Below are 16,005 nucleotides of genomic sequence, written 5' to 3'. Positions count from 1 at the left end.
AACGGCGGCCAGACCTGCGTGTGCCCGAACCGCGTGTTCGTGCAGGCCAAGGTGCACGATGCCTTCGTCGACAAGCTGGCGGCGCGGGTCGGTGCACTGCGGGTCGGGCCGGCCAGCGACGAGGGCTCGCAGATCGGGCCGATGATCAACGCGCGCGCGGTCGACAAGATCGAGCGCCACGTGCGCGACGCCGTCTCCCGCGGCGCGCGCGTGGTGGTCGGCGGCAAGCGGCTGCGCGATGCGCGCTGCGACGGGCCCAACTATTACGCGCCCACGGTGCTGGTGAATGCCGACTCGACGATGGAGTGCAGCTGCGAGGAGACCTTCGGGCCGGTGGTGCCGGTCACGCGCTTCGAGAGCGAGGCGGAGGTGATCGCCGCGGCCAACGAGACGCCCTTCGGATTGGCGGCGTACTTCTATTCGACGGACGTGAAGCGCATCTGGCGCGTGGCCGATGCGCTGGAGTCGGGCATCGTGGGCATCAACGAAGGCGCCCTGGCGGCCGAGGCGGCGCCCTTCGGCGGCGTGAAGGAGTCGGGCTACGGCCGCGAGGGCTCGGTGCATGGGCTGGAGGACTACATGCACATCAAGTACGTGTGCCAGGGCCAGCTCGACTGACTTCATTCATCTCACTCATTTCCCGGATTCGAAAGCATGCCCGCAAGCAACTCCTTCAAGGCGGCCCTGGCCGCGCGCCAGCCGCAGGTCGGCCTCTGGCTCTCCATGGCCGATCCGTACATGGCCGAGGTCAGCGCGACCGCCGGCTTCGACTGGCTGCTGATCGACGGCGAACACGCTCCCAACGACCTGCGCTCCACGCTGGCCGCGTTGCAGGCGGTGGCGCCGCACCGCGCGCAGCCGGTGGTGCGTGCCGTTCAGGGCGACACCGCACTCATCAAGCAATTGCTCGACATCGGCGCGAAGAACCTGCTGGTGCCGATGGTCGACACCGCCGCGCAGGCACGCGCGCTGGTGTCGGCCACGCGCTACCCGCCGCTCGGCATCCGCGGCGTGGGCAGCGCGGTCGGACGCGCATCGCAGTGGAGCGCGCGCTCCGACTACCTCGACATCGCCGACGGCGAAGTCTGCCTGCTGGTGCAGGCGGAGACAGTGACAGCGCTTTCCAACCTCGAGCAGATCTGCGCGGTCGACGGCGTGAACGGCGTCTTCATCGGACCGGCCGACCTCGCCGCCTCGATGGGCCATCGCGGACGCCCCGGCCATCCCGAAGTGCAGGCCGCCATCGAGAACGCGATGCGGACCATCGTGGCCTCGGGCAAGGCGGCAGGCACGCTGACTTCAGACCCGAAGCTGGCGCGGCGCTATCTCGAACTCGGCTGCACCTTCGTGGCCGTGGGGGTGGATGTGCTGCTGTACGCGGGCGCGGCGCGCAGGCTGGCGGCGGACTTCCTCGGTGCGCCTGCCGCAGCACCTGCGCCCGCCGGGTCGCAGGGAGCGTACTGAGCAAGGCGTTCAACGCCCCCGTTCGGTGGCGGGCGTCGCACAACGGACTGTCCGCCGCAACCGCTTGCTAGACGCGCGCGCGCAGGTAATGCATGGCGACCACGCCGTTGCCGAGCGGATTCGCAGCGACCAGCTCGAGCCGTCGCGCACCGGGCAGTCCGCCCTGGTACAGGGTCGGTCCATGGCCGGCGATCCTGGGGTGGACGAGGAACCTGTACTCGTCGATCAGATCCAGCCGGTCCAGCTCGGTCGCGAGCTTGCCGCTGCCGAGCAGCACGCCTGCCGGGGTCGCGTCCTTGAGCTTCTGCACCTCCGAGCGCAAGTCGCCGGCGACGTGGTGGCTGTTGGTCCACGGGAAATCCGATCGCGTCGACGACACGACGTACTTCGGCTTGATCTCCAGCTTGACCGCCCATTCGCGCACCGCCGGCGGCGCGTCCACATCGCCGCGGGCGACCGCCGGCCAGTAGCTCTCCATCATCTCGTAGGTGGTGCGGCCCCACAGCATCGCACCACCCTCGTCCATGAGGTTGGTGAAGAAGGCGTGCGTCTCGTCGTCGGCGATTCCCTCCTGGTGGTCGACGCAGCCGTCCAGGGTGAGGTTGAGGCTGAAGGTCAGAAGTCCCATGAGAGTCTCCTTCGAGTGGGGTGCTCCGCTGGAGCGTTGCTTGTCGACGAATACCTCGCAGCGGCCGAGGTGGCGCGGGTACGGCAGGCGGGGCTCAGTTGATGATCTCGCCCATGCCAACGCGTACGCGCTCCCTGAGCTGCCGGATGTACTCCGGATCGAAGGGCTCCCAGGTCTCCAGTTCGCCGACGATTCGCAGCGGCTCCCTGCTTCGGTACGAGCGCGTGGGATTGCCCGGGAACTTCTTGTCGGTGACGTTGGGGTCGTCCTCGCAGGCCCCCGTGGGTTCGACGATATAGACGCGGCCACGACCGTCGCCCTTCGCCATCTCGGCAGCCAGCCCGGCGCCCTTGGGCCAGGCGGTGAAGTAGATGTGGTTCATGACGACGCTGTCGTCGTAGTTCGACCGAAAGCCGGCCGTGAGCAGATCGCCTACCTGAAGGTCCGCGCGCGTGCCGTGGAAATAGGGGCCGGCATCCAGGATAGCCATCGCGGGTCGCTCCTCTGCGGAAAGGAAAAGCCGCGGAGTCTACTCGTGTCGTTCTTCTTCACGGAAGCCGCCTCGCGTGAGGTCCGGTCCTGGACTAGACCTCGGGCCTGAGCTGCTTTCGCATCGGTTGCGCCTCCATATCGAAGGCCACGACCGCAGGCCCTTCGGCAACGAATCCGTTGCGGAGATAGAACTCCCGGGCTGTACGCGTACTCTCCAGGCGCAAAGCCTCGACCCCCGATCGATTGGCCTCGTCTTCGATTGCCATGAGCAGCGCCTTGCCCACTCCTGCGAAGCGCACGGAGGGCACGGAGGGCACGACGTAGCAGAGCGTCACCTCACCGGATCTCGAGGCCGACCCGAATCCGACCGTCACCCCGTCGACACTGGCAACAACCGAGAACGCGCTTGGCGAAGAGATGACCATGCGCACGAAATCAGGCGTCTTGTTGCGCAGCCACCCCTGAAGCACTTTCGCGTCGCCGCGGTGGTCGTCGTGACAGCACTCGAGGATTGAACTTCGAATGACACCGCAGGCGTCGATCGCATCGTCTGCCGTCGCTGGTCGGACTTGGATTTTCATTCGCTTCCAGGGTGTCGGCTCTTGGCCGAATTGTGCCGGTGAGCCTGACCAGTTGGCTCTGGCCGACTCGAGCCGCACGCGTGGCTCGCCCCTGAAGCCGGGGCCTCGACCATTCGCGTGCCGATGCACTGGAGCGAAGGCCTGCGCTCCGAGGTATGAGAAGGGCCGAGCTTCAGCTGAAACGTGGGTCACGTCTGCGCGGGAATCAACAGACCATTTACAACCGCCGTACGCACGACACAGCACAACACAAACCACTGCACCGTTGCCTTCATAGTGCTCTTCCGCCGTCACCGGCGCGTTGCCACGGAGTTTGCCCAAGCCACCCCACAACGCCCTTCGGCCACCTTGCCGGAGGGCCATCGGAGCACAAGTCGTGTCGTCGCCGAAAAAGAACGCCGCCTTCCTCGTCTCGATCTCGGGCCACCACCTCCCGGCATGGCTGTGGAGCGCAGGAAGAAGCAGGCCTCGTTCGCGTGCACCGGCCGGATCCAGCGCGCAAGAAGTAGCGCTTTTTAGTTAACTCCATGTAACACCATCGGGCACTACCGACAGGCCAACCAGACGCTTGGACGCACGCGCATGGCTGAACGCACGCCGACTACGCGACGTCAGAGAGGCATGTCATGTTCACACGCTATGCCATCCGCGCCCTGCTTTGCATTGCCGCCGTGCCCGCCGTCTCCGAGGAGTCCGCCCCCGTCCAGAGCCGCGTGTTTCTGAGCAAAGCCGAGGTAGAGACCACCTTGATCGGCAAGCCCATCATTTCAAGCAATCTTTCGACCGGCATGGTGTCGCGCTGGCAGTTCTATTCGGATGGCCGCGTCGACTTTGTCAATCAAAGCGGGCCCGGCAAGGCGTCGGGCAAGTGGGTTCTCAACTCCGACGGCTCGATGTGCGTGACGATGATCTCTCGAACCGGCTGCCGCTACTGGTTCAGGAACGAAAAGGACGGTGGCATTGCGAATGCCCAAACCAGGGAGCCGAATGCGCCTACCGTGGCTGAGATCCGATTTGAGTGATGGTGCGAGATTGGGTGGTTCGGCCTCGTATGCAAGGCCTCGCACAGCCCATCAGGTATACCGCTTCTCCAGCGCATCCCACTCCGGCTTCCCCACCAGCCTCTGCCGCTCCGCAAAAGGCGTGACCAGCCCGCTGGACTCCTGCACCTCCTTCTCGTCGCGCAGCACCGTCAGCGCCTTCTGCATGCCCGCCACCGCCCCCTGCAGGGCCGCGTTGGCATACAGGACGATGCCGTAGCCCAGCTCGCCGAGTTCGGTCGCGTTGAAGATCGGCGTCTTGCCGCCGATCACCATGTTCATGAGCTGCGGCCTGTCCAGGCGCTTCGGCAGCGCCCGGACCTCCTCCTCTTTCGTCACGGCCTCGACGAAAAGGATGTCGGCGCCGGCCTCGGCGAACTTCTGCGCCCGCTCGACCGCGGCCTCGAAGCCGTGGACGGCGGCCGCGTCGGTGCGGGCCATGATCAGCAGGTCCTGGTCCTGGCGGGCGTCGACGGCGGCCTTGATCTTGCTCACGGCCTCTTCGGTGGAGATGACTTCCTTGCCCGAGAAATGGCCGCAGCGCTTGGGCGCCACCTGGTCCTCGAACTGGATGCAGTCGGCGCCGGCGCGCTCCAGCGTGCGGACCGTGTGGCGCACGTTCAGGGCATTGCCGAAGCCGGTGTCGGCATCGACGAGCAGCGGCACCGAGACCGCGTCGCGGATGCGCGCGGTGTGGTCTGCGATTTCGGCGAGCCCCATGAAGCCCTGGTCGGGCATGCCGAACCACATGTTGGTGACGCCCGCGCCGGTGATGTAGATCGCCTTGAAGCCCAGGTCTTCGATGACCCTGGCGGACAGCGCGTTGAAGGCGCCTGGCACGATCAGGCCGCGGCGGGCCTGCGCGAGGGACTTGAGTTGCTTGCGGGTAGACATTCGAAGAACTTCCAATCGATCAGAAACTGTCGCCGGGCACACGCACCCAGCCTTCCATCAGCACACGGGCGCTGCGGCTCATCAGGGCCTTGGTCACCACCCATTCGCCATCTGTCTTGCGGGCCTCGGCGCCGACGCGCAGCGTGCCCGAGGGATGGCCGAAGCGCACCGCCGCGCGTTCGCCGCCGCCGGCCGCGAGATTGACCAGCGTGCCCGGAATGGCCGCCGCCGTCCCGATGGCCACGGCGGCCGTGCCCATCATGGCGTGGTGCAGCTTGCCCATCGACAGCGCGCGCACGAGCAGGTCGATGTCCGCCCCGTGCACGGCCTTGCCGCTGGAGGCCGTGTAGTCCTTCGGCGGCGCGACGAAAGCGACCTTGGGCGTGTGCTGGCGCGTGGCCGCCTCGGCGATGTCCCCGATGAGGCCCATCTTCAGCGCGCCGTGCGCGCGGATCGCCTCGAACACCGCGAGCGCCCTGGCGTCGCCGTTGATCGCGTCCTGCAGCTCGGTGCCGGTGTAGCCGACTGCCTGCGCCTCCACGAAGACGGTCGGGATGCCCGCGTTGATCATCGTCGCGCGCAGCGTGCCGACGCCGGGCACATCGAGCTCGTCGACCAGCCGGCCCGTCGGGAACATCGCCCCGCCCGCGCCTTCTTCTTCCGCCGCCGGGTCCATGAATTCGAGCTGCACCTCGGCGGCCGGGAAGGTCACGCCGTCGAGCTCGAAGCCGCCGGTCTCCTGCACCGCGCCGCCGGCCATGGGCACGTGCGCGACGATGGTCTTGCCGATGTTGGCCTGCCAGATGCGCACCACCGCCATGCCGTCGCGCGGCACGCGGCTCGCTTCGACGAGACCGTTGGTTATGGCGAAGGGGCCGACTGCCGCCGAGAGGTTGCCGCAGTTGCCGCTCCAGTCGACGAAGGGCTGGTCGATCGACACCTGGCCGAAGAGGTAGTCCACGTCGTGGCCGGGCCGGTCGCTCTTCGAAAGAATGACGGTCTTGCTGGTGCTCGAGGTGGCGGCGCCCATGCCGTCGATCTGCTTGCCGTAGGGGTCGGGGCTGCCGATGACGCGCAGCAGCAGCGCGTCGCGCGCCCTGCCGGGCATGCGGGCGGCTTCGGGCAGGTCCTGCAGGCGGAAGAACACGCCCTTGCTGGTGCCGCCGCGCATGTAGGTGGCGGGGATCCTGATCTGTGGTGCGAAGGCCATGGTCGTGCGATTGTCGGTTCAGGCGATGGCGGGCGCCGCCGCGTTCGAGGCGAGGAAGTCCTGTGCGAAGCGCTGCAGCACGCCGCCGGCCTCGTAGATGGAGACTTCCTCGGCGGTGTCGAGCCGGCAGGTCATGGGCACTTCGAGCCGCTCGCCGTTGCGGCGGTGAACAACCAGCGTCAGGTCGGCACGCGGCTCTCGCGCGCCGCTCACGTCGTAGGTCTCGGTGCCGTCCAGGCCCAGCGTCAGGCGGCTGGTACCGGGCTTGAACTCCAAAGGCAGCACGCCCATGCCGATCAGGTTGGTGCGGTGGATGCGCTCGAAGCCCTCGGCCGCGATGGCCTCCACGCCGGCCAGCCGCACGCCCTTGGCGGCCCAGTCGCGCGAGGAACCCTGGCCGTAGTCGGCGCCCGCCACGATGATCAGCGGCTGCCTGCGCAGCATGTAGGTCTCGATGGCCTCCCACATGCGCATGACCTGCCCTTCGGGCTCCACGCGCGCCAGCGAGCCGGCTCGCACGCTGCCGTCTTCCTTGCGCACCATCTCGTTCTTGAGCGTGGGATTGGCGAAGGTGGCGCGCTGCGCAGTGAGGTGGTCGCCGCGATGGGTGGCGTAGGAATTGAAGTCCTCCTCGGGCAGGCCCATCTTGTGGAGGTACTCGCCGGCCGCGCTGTCCATCAGGATCGCGTTGGAGGGCGAGAGGTGGTCGGTGGTGATGTTGTCGGGCAGGATCGCCAGCGGCCGCATGCCCCTGAGCGTGCGTTCGCCGGCCAGGGCGCCTTCCCAGTACGGCGGGCGGCGGATGTAGGTGGATGCGGGGCGCCACTCGTACAGCGGCGCCACCTTCTCGCCGGAGTCCGGCTGGATGGCGAACATCGGCTCGTACACCCGCCGGAAGTGTTCGGGCTTCACGCTCGACTTCACGATGGCGTCGATCTCCTCGTCGGCGGGCCAGATGTCCTTCAGGCGCACCTCCCTACCGTCGACCACTGCCAGCACGTCGCGCTCGATGTCGAAGCGCACGGTGCCGGCAATGGCATAGGCCACCACCAGTGGAGGCGAGGCAAGAAAGGCCTGCTTCGCGTACGGGTGGATGCGGCCGTCGAAATTGCGGTTGCCCGAGAGCACCGCCGTCGCGTACAGGTCGCGATCGACGATCTCCTGCTGGATCGCGGGGTCCAGCGCGCCCGACATGCCGTTGCACGAGGTGCAGGCGTAGGCCACCACGCCGAAGCCGAGCTTCTCGAGCTCGCCCATCAGGCCGGCCTCCTGCAGGTACAGCGTCACCGCCTTCGAGCCCGGTGCCAGCGACGACTTGACCCACGGCTTTCGCGCGAGGCCCAGCCGGTTGGCATTGCGCGCCAGCAGGCCGGCGGCGATCACGTTGCGCGGATTGCTGGTGTTGGTGCAGCTGGTGATGGCCGCGATGATCACGGCGCCATCGGGCATGCGGCCCGGCTCGTCGCGCCATGGCGCCGCGATGCCGCGCGCCGCGAGCTCGGTGGTGGCCACGCGCGCATGCGGATTCGACGGGCCCGCCATGTTGCGCACGACGGTCGACAGGTCGAAGTGCAGCACGCGCTCGTACACCGCGTCCTTCAGCGCATCGGCCCACAGGCCGGCGTGCCTCGCATAGGTTTCGACCAGCCGCACCTGCTCGTCGCTGCGGCCGGTGAGGCGCAGGTAGTCGATGGTCTGCCGGTCGATCGCGAACATCGCGGCCGTGGCACCGTACTCGGGTGCCATGTTCGAGACGGTCGCGCGGTCGCCCAACGTGAGACTGGCCGCGCCCTCGCCGTGGAACTCGAGGTACGCGCCCACCACCTTCGACTTGCGCAGGAATTCGGTCAGCGCCAGCACCACGTCGGTGGCGGTGATGCCCGGCTGCGGCCGGCCCGAGAGCTTCACGCCGACGATGACGGGCAGGCGCATCCACGAGGCCCGGCCCAGCATCACGTTCTCGGCTTCCAGTCCTCCCACGCCGATGGCGACCACGCCCAGCGCATCGACATGCGGCGTGTGGCTGTCGGTGCCCACCAGCGTGTCGGGGTAGGCCACGCCGTCCTGCGCGTGCACCACGGGCGACATCCGCTCCAGGTTGATCTGATGCATGATCCCGTTGCCCGGCGGGATCACCTCCACGTTCCTGAAGGCCCGCTTCGTCCAGTCGATGAAGTGGAAGCGGTCTTCGTTGCGCCGGTCTTCTATGGCGCGGTTCTTCTCGAAGGCATCGGGGTCGAAGCCGCCGCACTCCACAGCCAGCGAATGGTCGACGATCAACTGCACCGGCACCACCGGGTTCACCTGCGCCGGGTCGCCGCCCTGCTCCGCGATGGCGTCGCGCAGGCCCGCCAGGTCGACCAGCGCGGTCTGGCCAAGGATGTCGTGGCACACCACGCGCGCCGGAAACCACGGAAAGTCGTGCTCCCTCTTTCCCTCGACGATCTGCGCCAGGCTCTGCCGAAGGATGGCCGGCTCGCAGCGGCGCACGAGGTTCTCGGCGTGCACGCGCGAGGTGTAGGGCAGCGTGGCCCAGGCGCCCGGGCGGATGGCCTCGACGGCCTCGCGTGCGTCGAAATAGTCCAGGGAGGTGCCGGGGAGCTTCTTGCGGTATTGGGTGTTCATGGGGCGGCGCTCGGGCTTCTTCTTCGTCTTGGCTTGTCTCGTCTCTTCTTCGCTTTTTACTTCCGATCCTGGATCGGCGCGAACTTCAGGTCTTCCGGGCCCGTGTAGTTGGCGCTCGGCCGGATGATCTTGTTGTCGACGCGCTGCTCGATGATGTGCGCCGCCCAGCCCGAGGTGCGCGCGATGACGAAGAGCGGCGTGAACATCGCCGTGGGCACGCCCATCATGTGATAGCTCACGGCGCTGAACCAGTCGAGGTTGGGAAACATCTTCTTGGCCTCCCACATCACGCCCTCCAGCCGCTCGGCGATGTCGAACATCTTGGTCGAGCCGGCCTCCTGCGACAGCGACTTCGCCACGCCCTTGATGACCACGTTGCGCGGGTCGCTCACGGTGTAGACCGGGTGGCCGAAGCCGATCACGACTTCCTTCGCCTCGACCCGGCGGCGGATGTCGGCTTCGGCCTCGTCGGGCGAGTCGTAGCGCTTCTGGACCTCGAAGGCCACCTCGTTGGCGCCGCCGTGCTTGGGCCCGCGCAGCGCGCCGATGGCGCCGGTGACGGCCGAGTACATGTCGGAGCCGGTGCCCGCCACCACGCGCGCGGTGAAGGTCGAGGCATTGAACTCGTGCTCGGCGTAGAGGTTGAGCGAGGTGTGCATCGCGCGCTCCCAGCTCGCTGGAGGCTTGCGCCCGTGCAGCAGGTGCAGGAAGTGCGCGCCGATGGAGTCGTCGTCGGTCTCGACATCTATGCGCCTGCCCTGCGTCGACCAGTGGTACCAGTACAGCAGCATCGAGCCGAGCGAAGCCATCAGCCGGTCGGCGATGTCGCGTGCGCCCGGCAGGTTGTGGTCTTCCTTCTCGGGAAGCATGCAGCCCAGCGACGAGACGCCCGTGCGCATCACGTCCATCGGATGCGCGCCGGCGGGCAGTTGCTCGAGCGCCTCCTTCAGGCTCGCGGGCAGGCCGCGCATCGACTTCAGCTTGGCCTTGTAGGCGCGCAGCTCCGCTGCGGTGGGCAGCTTGCCGTGCACCAGCAGGTGCGCGATTTCCTCGAACTCGCAGACCTCGGCGATGTCGAGGATGTCGTAGCCACGGTAGTGCAGGTCGTTGCCGGTACGGCCGACGGTGCACAGCGCGGTGTTGCCGGCCGTCACGCCGGACAGGGCCACGGATTTCTTGGGCTTGAAGCCGGGAGCCGTGGGGGTTGCGATGTCGTTCATGCTTCTTCCTTCTCTCGATGCAGGTAGGCGCCGGGAATGCGCGCGGGCCGGCCGTTGCCGTCGACGGCGACCATCTCGAACCAGGACCGCAGCACCGCCCGCGGCTCGCGCCCGAGCTGCTGCGCGGTGCCGCTCACGCAGACCGTCAACGAACTGCGGCCGACGCGGCTGATCCAGCCGCGCAGGTGCAGCACGTTGCCCACCGGCACGGGCGCGAGGAACTGCGCGTCGCCGCAACGGGCCATCACCACGTCGGACTTCGCGAACGCCCGCGCGCACAGGAAGGCCGCCTTGGACATCAGCATCAGCGCATTGCCGCCGAAGAGCGTGCCGTAGTGGTTGGCGTGCTCGGGAAACACGATTTCCGTGAGCTCGACCGCCTCGATCTGGTTTGTCATGGATTCGCAATTTACGCAAATGCGTGGCCATAATGAAGGACTGAAACAGCCAATCATTGCGAATGGAAAACGCGATATTTGCGAATATTGCAAATACGCCAGGAGCCGCACGATGAGCAAGACATTCATGGGCGTGCGCCTGCGCAAGCTGCGCGCGGAGCGCGGCATGACGCAGGTGGCGCTGGCCCAGGCGCTCGGGCTCTCGCCCAGCTACCTCAACCAGATCGAACAGAACCAGCGGCCGCTGACCGTGGCCGTGCTGCTCAAGATCAGCCGCACGCTGGGCGTCGACGTGCAGCAGTTCTCCGAGGACGAGGAAGCCCGCCTCGTCTCGAGCATGCGCGACGCGCTGGCCGACAACCCCGGCGGAGAAGCCGTCGCGCTGCCCGAGCTGCGCGAAGTCGCCTCGCAGATGCCGGCGGTGGCGCGCGCATTGCTCGCGCTGCACCACCGCCACCAGGAAGCCATGGAGCGGCTCGAGATCATGGCCGCCGGGCTGGGCGACGGACGCGGCGAGCTCACGAGCGCGCGCCCCATGCCCTTCGAGGCCGTGCGCGACTTCTTCTTCGCCCACCAGAACCACTTCGAAGAGCTGGACCTGCGGGCGGAAAGGCTCGCGGAAGAAGCGCGCGGCCACGGCGGGCCGCTGTCCGAATGGCTGCAGCAGCGGCTGCTGGAGCAGCACGGCGTGCGCGTGGTGCCCACCGAAGACGACGCCATCGACAGCCAGCGCCGCTACGACCCCGCCAGCCGCGTGCTGCGCCTGTCGGGCGGCCTGGAGCCGGGCCAGCAGTCGTTCCAGCTCGCGACCCAGCTGGCGCTGCTGGAGCAGACGCGGCTGATCGAGTCATTGCTGGAAGGCGCCGGCTTCGACGACGCCCCGACGCATGCGCTGGCCCGCATAGGGCTGGCGAACTATTTCGCCAGCGCGGTGTTGCTGCCGTACGAACTCTTCCTGAAAGCCGCGGAAAGCCTGCGCTACGACATCGACCTGCTGGGGCGCCGCTTCGGCGTGGGCTTCGAGACTGTGTGCCATCGCCTGAGCTCCATGCAGCGGCCCGGCGCGCCCGGCGTGCCCTTCTTCTTCATCCGGGTGGACCGCGCGGGCAACATCTCGAAGCGGCAGTCGGCCACGCACTTCCACTTCTCGAAGACCGGCGGCACCTGCCCGCTGTGGAACGTGTACGAGGCCTTCGCGCAGCCCGGTCGCGTGCTGAGGCAGCTCGCGCGCATGCCCGACGGGCGCACCTACCTGTGGGTGGCGCGCACGGTGTCGCACGGGCAGCGCGGCTTCGACTCGCCCAGCAAGACCTTCGCGATCGGCCTGGGCTGCGACATCCGCCACGCGCCGCGCCTGATCTATTCCAAGGGCCTCGACCTGGCCGACCAGGAGGTGCCCACGCCCATCGGCATGGGCTGCAAGGTGTGCGAGCGCACGGCCTGCCCCCAGCGGGCGTTTCCGTTCATCGGGCGGGCGCTGGACGTGAACGAGAACGAAAGCAGATTCACGCCCTACGCGGTGGCGGACGCGTAGGGCGCCGCCTCAAACGGCCGACACGGCTTCGGACGCGGCGAGGCGACTGTCGCCGAAGACGGGCGGCGTCTTCACGATCGACTTCAGCGCCGGCTCGGCCGCGCGCAACGCGCTCAGGTCGGGAATCGGCCGGCACAGGCGCGGGTCGGGTGCGAACGCCGCCTCCATCGCATGCGCCGCGCCCAGCAGCTGGTGGTCAGCCCTGAAGCCGCCGACGATCTGCAGCCCGAAGGGCATGCCCGCGTGGTCGACGCCGCAGGGCAGCGAGATGGCCGGGTGCGTGGTCAGCGTGACCACGTAGGTCAGCGCGAGCCAGCGGTAGTAGTTGGCCTGCGGCTCGCCGTTGATGGTCGCCGCGTACAGCTGCGTCCAAGGGAACGGCGAGACCGGCGTGGTCGGCGACAGCACCAGGTCGTAGTCGGCGAAGGTCGCCTGGAAGCGCTTGAGAAGCCGCGTCTGCTCGGCCTGCGCCCAGGCGCTGTCGAGCAGGCTCATCTTCGCGCCCATCTCGTAGTTGGCGCGCGGGTTGGGCCCCAGGCTTTCGGGGTCGCGTTCGTAGGCCGCCTGCATGCCTGCCACGAAGGCCTCGGCGCGCAGCACGTCGAAGCAGCGGTGCGCCTCGCCCATGTCGAAGCCGACCTCGTCGCAGCGGGCGAACAGGTGCCGCATGGCTTCGATCTTCCGGCGGAAGGTGGCGCGGATGTCGTTGTCCACTGCGCAGGTGCCGAAGTCTTCGGTCCACGCCACGCGCAGCCTGCCGAGGTCGACGCGCTGCGGCACGAGGAAGGACAGCGGATCGAGCGGATAGCTCAGCGGATCGCCCGCAGTCATGCCCGCGGATGCCGCCAGTTGCAGGCAGGCTTCCTCCACGGTGCGGCCCATGGGGCCGACGACCGAGATGGGCGTCCAGCCCAGAGGCTTGCGCACGCTCGGCACCACGCCGGGCGAAGGCCTGAAGCCCACCACGCCGCACTTGGCCGCGGGAATGCGCAGCGAGCCGCCGGTGTCGGAGCCGGTGCACACCGGCAGCATGTCGCAGGCCAGCGCGGCCGCGGAGCCGCCGGAAGAGCCACCTGCGTTCAGGTTCGGATTGAAGGGGTTGCCGGTGGCGCCCCACACGTCGTTGCGCGAATTGGCGCCCGCCCCCATCTCGGGCACGTTGGTCTTGCCGGCGACGATGGCGCCCGCGCGGCGCAGGCGGGCCACGAGTTCGATGTCTTCCGTCGGCACATGGTCGCGATAGATCGGCGAGCCCCAGGTCGTGAGCAGGCCCTCTGTGGGCTCCAGGTCCTTCACGCCCATCGGCAGGCCGTGCAGCAGGCCGAGCGTGTCGCCGCGCATCACGGCGTTCTCCGCCTCGCGAGCCTCGGCACGCGCGCGCTCGAAGCAGGTGGCGGTCACCGCATTGACGAAGGGGTTCACGCGCTCGATGCGCGCGATGCATGCCTCCAGCAGTTCGACGGGCGAGACTTCCTTGCTGCCGATGAGGCGGCGCAGCTCGACGGCGGATTTCTCGACGAGCTCCGTGGTGGTGTCGTGCGTGGTTTTGGTGAAGCTCATCAGTCGGCGGTGATGTTGGCGCGCGCAGCGACGGCACGCATGATCGGCAGTTCGCGGTTGATCAGCTCGACGCTCGCGGCGGCGTTGCTGTAGCTCGGCTCCAGGCCAGCGGCCAGCAGCTTGGTCTTGGTCTCCGGATCGGCGATCGTCGCGGCCAGCGCCTTCTCCAGCCTGGCCTTCACGTCGGCGGGCACACCCTTCGGTGCCGCGAGCATGAGCCACGAATCCATGTCGACCTCGGCATAGCCGCTCTCGGCGAAGGTGGGCACGTCGGGCAGCAGCGCCGAGCGCCGCGCGGTGGTCAGCGCGATGGCCTTGATCTTGCCGCTCTTGAGCTGCGGGACGGCCGCGCTCACCGTGTCGATGCTGAACGGGATCTGGCCGCCCATCAGGTCGGTCATGGCCGGTGCGCTGCCCTTGTAGGGCACGTGCGTCATCTTCAGGCCGGTGGCATGCAGCATGGTTTCGCCCGCGAACTGCGCGGTGGTGCCGGTGCCGAAGGAGCCGTACGAATATTTGCCGGGCGAGGCCTTCACGTACTCGACGAACTGCTTGACCGTCTGCACCGGCACTTCGCTGTTCGCCAGCAGGATCAGCGCGACGCGTCCGGCGATGCCGATCGGCTCGAAGCTCTTCACCGGGTCGTAGGGCAGGTTGCTGCGGATCGCCGGATTGACGGTGAAGGTGGAGCCCGAGCTCAGCAGCAGCGTGTAGCCGTCGGGCGCGGACTTCGCCACGTAGCTCGCGCCGACCACCGTGCCGGCGCCGCCGCGGTTCTCGATCACCACCGGCTGCCCGAGCTCCTTGCCCAGCCGCTGCGCGATCACGCGGCCGTTGACGTCGGTGGCGCCGCCGGGCGGGAAGGGAATCACCAGCGTGACCGGCCGGGCGGGAAAGCCCGTCTCGGCGGCAAGAGAAGTCAGCGGCACGGCGCCAAATCCAAGGCTGCAGCAAAGCAATGCCATGCGCGCCACGAGCGGGAGACGGTTCATCGGAACTCCTGGAATTTCGACTGGATGACGGGGGTTCGAGGTGCGAACGAGTTCATCCTAGGATCGTCATGCCGGTGTCACAAGCGCAATGTTTAGAATTCTGCGTTGCCGAATCGGCAATCGACAGCATCCATCTCAATCACGCGCAGGAGCCATTCATGCCGTCGCCTCGTGCCTTGCAGGAACCCGCGGTCCGCTACTTCCTCGAGGTCGTGAAGACCGGTTCGGTGAAGGAAGCCGCGCTCAAGCTCAACGTGGCGCCATCGGCCGTGAGCCGGCAGGTGGCGCGGCTGGAACGCGAACTCGACACGCTGCTCTTCGAGCGCCATGCGCGCGGCATGGTGCCCAACGCCGCCGGCGAGCTGCTGGCCGCCCACGCCAAGCGCGCGCAGCAGGACATCGAGCGCGTCGCCAACGACATCGCCGGCCTGCGCGGACTGCGCACCGGGCACGTGCGCGTGGCGAGCACCGAGGGCTTCGCCTTCGACTTCATTCCCAGGCTGATCGCGCAGTTCCGCCTGAAGCACGCGGGCATCCGCTTTCACCTGGAGGTCTGCGCGCCCGCCGACATCTCTCGGCTGGTGCGCGATGGCGAAGCCGACGTCGGCATCACCCTGGCCGCCTTGCCCGAACCGGGCGTCGAGGTCGAGCTGCGGCACCCGAGCCCCATCCTCGCCGTGATGGCCATGGACCATCCGCTCGCGCAGCAGCGGCAGCTGTCGCTTCGACAGGTGGTGGCGTATCCGCTGGGGCTGCCGCAGGAAGACAGCTCCATCCGCCGGCTGCTCGACGCCAGCTGCTCGCGGCAGGAACTGCGCTACGAGCTGGCCATGTCCAGCAACCACGCGAATTCGCTGCTGAGCTTCGCGGCGGCGGGAGGCGGCAGCATCGCCTTCTACGGCCCGCTGTCGATCCGCACGCTGCTGCAGAGCAAGGCGCTGGTCGCCATTCCCCTGAAGGACCGCGAGATGCACGAGCGGCACCTCGCCATCGAAACCATGGCGGGCCGGTCGCTGCCCGATGCGGCAAGGGCCTTCGTGCGCTTCCTGGTCGACGCGGTGAAGGCTTCGGGCTGAGCCCTCAGGGCTTCAGCCTCTACCCTACTGCTTCATCAGCGTATTCGAAGGCAGCGTCTCGTCCAGCAGCTTGCGCGCCGTCTCGATGCCCGCCACCGGCAGCAGCTTCGCGTCGAGCAGCCCCACCTGCACCAGCACGCTGGCCTGGTCCCAGTAGATGTGCTCGTGATAGAGCTTGTCGCCGCGGAACTTGATGACCGCCAGCAGCGGGATCTCCACGCGCTTTCCGGTCGGTGCCACGCCCGGCAGCATCCACGGGATCTCGGTGGTGTGGGTGAAGCAGAACAGCAT

15 protein-coding genes and 1 pseudogene are annotated in these 16,005 nt (G+C 67.9%); 5 read left to right on the top strand and 11 right to left on the bottom strand.

Going from position 1 to position 16,005, the window contains the following annotated elements:
* Positions 1–618 (top strand): aldehyde dehydrogenase family protein (locus BMY35_RS37225; RefSeq protein ID WP_143080841.1); only part of this gene is annotated, 618 nt, incomplete at its 5' end.
* A 36-nt stretch (positions 619–654) separates the two neighbouring features.
* Complete coding sequence (gene hpaI / locus BMY35_RS37220; RefSeq protein WP_093210080.1) at positions 655–1,464, top strand: 4-hydroxy-2-oxoheptanedioate aldolase; 810 nt, start codon at positions 655–657, stop codon at positions 1,462–1,464.
* Positions 1,465–1,531: 67 nt separating this feature from the next.
* On the opposite strand, the gene BMY35_RS37215 is transcribed toward hpaI, so the two are convergent.
* The 3 genes from BMY35_RS37215 to BMY35_RS38510 form a co-directional block, all read right to left on the bottom strand.
* The gene (locus BMY35_RS37215) at positions 1,532–2,092 is read right to left on the bottom strand and encodes a dihydrofolate reductase family protein (RefSeq protein WP_093210078.1); all 561 of its coding nucleotides are present in this window, start codon (positions 2,090–2,092) and stop codon (positions 1,532–1,534) included.
* Between the two features lie 94 nt (positions 2,093–2,186).
* The gene (arr, locus tag BMY35_RS37210) at positions 2,187–2,582 is read right to left on the bottom strand and encodes an NAD(+)--rifampin ADP-ribosyltransferase (protein WP_093210077.1); all 396 of its coding nucleotides are present in this window, start codon (positions 2,580–2,582) and stop codon (positions 2,187–2,189) included.
* Between the two features lie 94 nt (positions 2,583–2,676).
* Positions 2,677–3,165 carry a GNAT family N-acetyltransferase gene (locus tag BMY35_RS38510; RefSeq protein WP_177213805.1) on the bottom strand — a complete coding sequence of 163 codons (489 nt, stop codon included), beginning with the start codon at positions 3,163–3,165 and terminating at the stop codon, positions 2,677–2,679.
* A 626-nt stretch (positions 3,166–3,791) separates the two neighbouring features.
* On the opposite strand from BMY35_RS38510, the gene BMY35_RS37200 reads away from it, so the two are divergent.
* Positions 3,792–4,187, top strand: a complete 396-nt coding sequence (locus BMY35_RS37200) for a hypothetical protein (RefSeq protein WP_093210074.1) — start codon at positions 3,792–3,794, stop codon at positions 4,185–4,187.
* A 51-nt stretch (positions 4,188–4,238) separates the two neighbouring features.
* Here BMY35_RS37200 and BMY35_RS37195 read toward each other — a convergent pair whose 3' ends face one another.
* From BMY35_RS37195 to BMY35_RS37175, 5 genes are read right to left on the bottom strand one after another with little or no spacing between them, the layout of a single operon-like run.
* Entirely contained in the window at positions 4,239–5,099 is an 861-nt protein-coding gene (locus BMY35_RS37195; protein ID WP_093210072.1) for an isocitrate lyase/PEP mutase family protein, read from the bottom strand.
* Between the two features lie 19 nt (positions 5,100–5,118).
* A complete protein-coding gene (gene prpF, locus BMY35_RS37190; RefSeq protein ID WP_093210071.1) occupies positions 5,119–6,309 on the bottom strand; it encodes a 2-methylaconitate cis-trans isomerase PrpF in 1,191 nt (396 codons plus the stop codon).
* Between the two features lie 18 nt (positions 6,310–6,327).
* Positions 6,328–8,934, bottom strand: coding sequence for a Fe/S-dependent 2-methylisocitrate dehydratase AcnD (gene acnD / locus BMY35_RS37185; RefSeq protein WP_093210069.1), 2,607 nt, complete (start codon positions 8,932–8,934; stop codon positions 6,328–6,330).
* A gap of 56 nt (positions 8,935–8,990) precedes the next feature.
* A complete protein-coding gene (gene prpC / locus BMY35_RS37180) occupies positions 8,991–10,154 on the bottom strand; it encodes a bifunctional 2-methylcitrate synthase/citrate synthase (RefSeq protein WP_093210068.1) in 1,164 nt (387 codons plus the stop codon).
* A complete protein-coding gene (locus BMY35_RS37175) occupies positions 10,151–10,552 on the bottom strand; it encodes an acyl-CoA thioesterase (RefSeq protein WP_093210066.1) in 402 nt (133 codons plus the stop codon). Before BMY35_RS37175 ends, prpC begins: the two co-directional genes overlap by 4 nt.
* 112 nt (positions 10,553–10,664) lie before the next feature.
* On the opposite strand from BMY35_RS37175, the gene BMY35_RS37170 reads away from it, so the two are divergent.
* Complete coding sequence (locus BMY35_RS37170; protein WP_093210065.1) at positions 10,665–12,086, top strand: short-chain fatty acyl-CoA regulator family protein; 1,422 nt, start codon at positions 10,665–10,667, stop codon at positions 12,084–12,086.
* A gap of 9 nt (positions 12,087–12,095) precedes the next feature.
* Here the strand turns inward: BMY35_RS37170 and BMY35_RS37165 are convergent, their stop codons facing one another.
* Together BMY35_RS37165 and BMY35_RS37160 are read right to left on the bottom strand one after the other, a co-directional pair.
* Positions 12,096–13,646: an amidase gene (locus BMY35_RS37165; protein ID WP_093210063.1), complete on the bottom strand. Its 1,551-nt coding sequence runs from the start codon at positions 13,644–13,646 to the stop codon at positions 12,096–12,098.
* Positions 13,646–14,638, bottom strand: a complete 993-nt coding sequence (locus BMY35_RS37160) for a Bug family tripartite tricarboxylate transporter substrate binding protein (RefSeq protein WP_093210062.1) — start codon at positions 14,636–14,638, stop codon at positions 13,646–13,648. The genes BMY35_RS37165 and BMY35_RS37160 overlap by 1 nt, the downstream gene beginning before the upstream one ends.
* Positions 14,639–14,796: 158 nt before the next feature.
* Here BMY35_RS37160 and BMY35_RS37155 point away from each other — a divergent pair, with 158 nt between their 5' ends.
* Positions 14,797–15,714, top strand: a complete 918-nt coding sequence (locus tag BMY35_RS37155) for a LysR family transcriptional regulator (RefSeq protein WP_093210060.1) — start codon at positions 14,797–14,799, stop codon at positions 15,712–15,714.
* Between the two features lie 24 nt (positions 15,715–15,738).
* On the opposite strand, the pseudogene BMY35_RS37150 reads toward BMY35_RS37155, so the two are convergent.
* A pseudogene (locus BMY35_RS37150) lies at positions 15,739–16,005 on the bottom strand (ester cyclase); the annotation flags it as partial.

This window comes from Variovorax sp. YR750, assembly GCF_900109805.1.
In the GTDB taxonomy this organism is placed as follows: Bacteria; Pseudomonadota; Gammaproteobacteria; order Burkholderiales; family Burkholderiaceae_C; genus Variovorax; species Variovorax gossypii.
The sequence above is the reverse complement of the archived record's forward strand: the minus strand, read 5'-3'. Positions and strand labels throughout refer to the sequence as shown.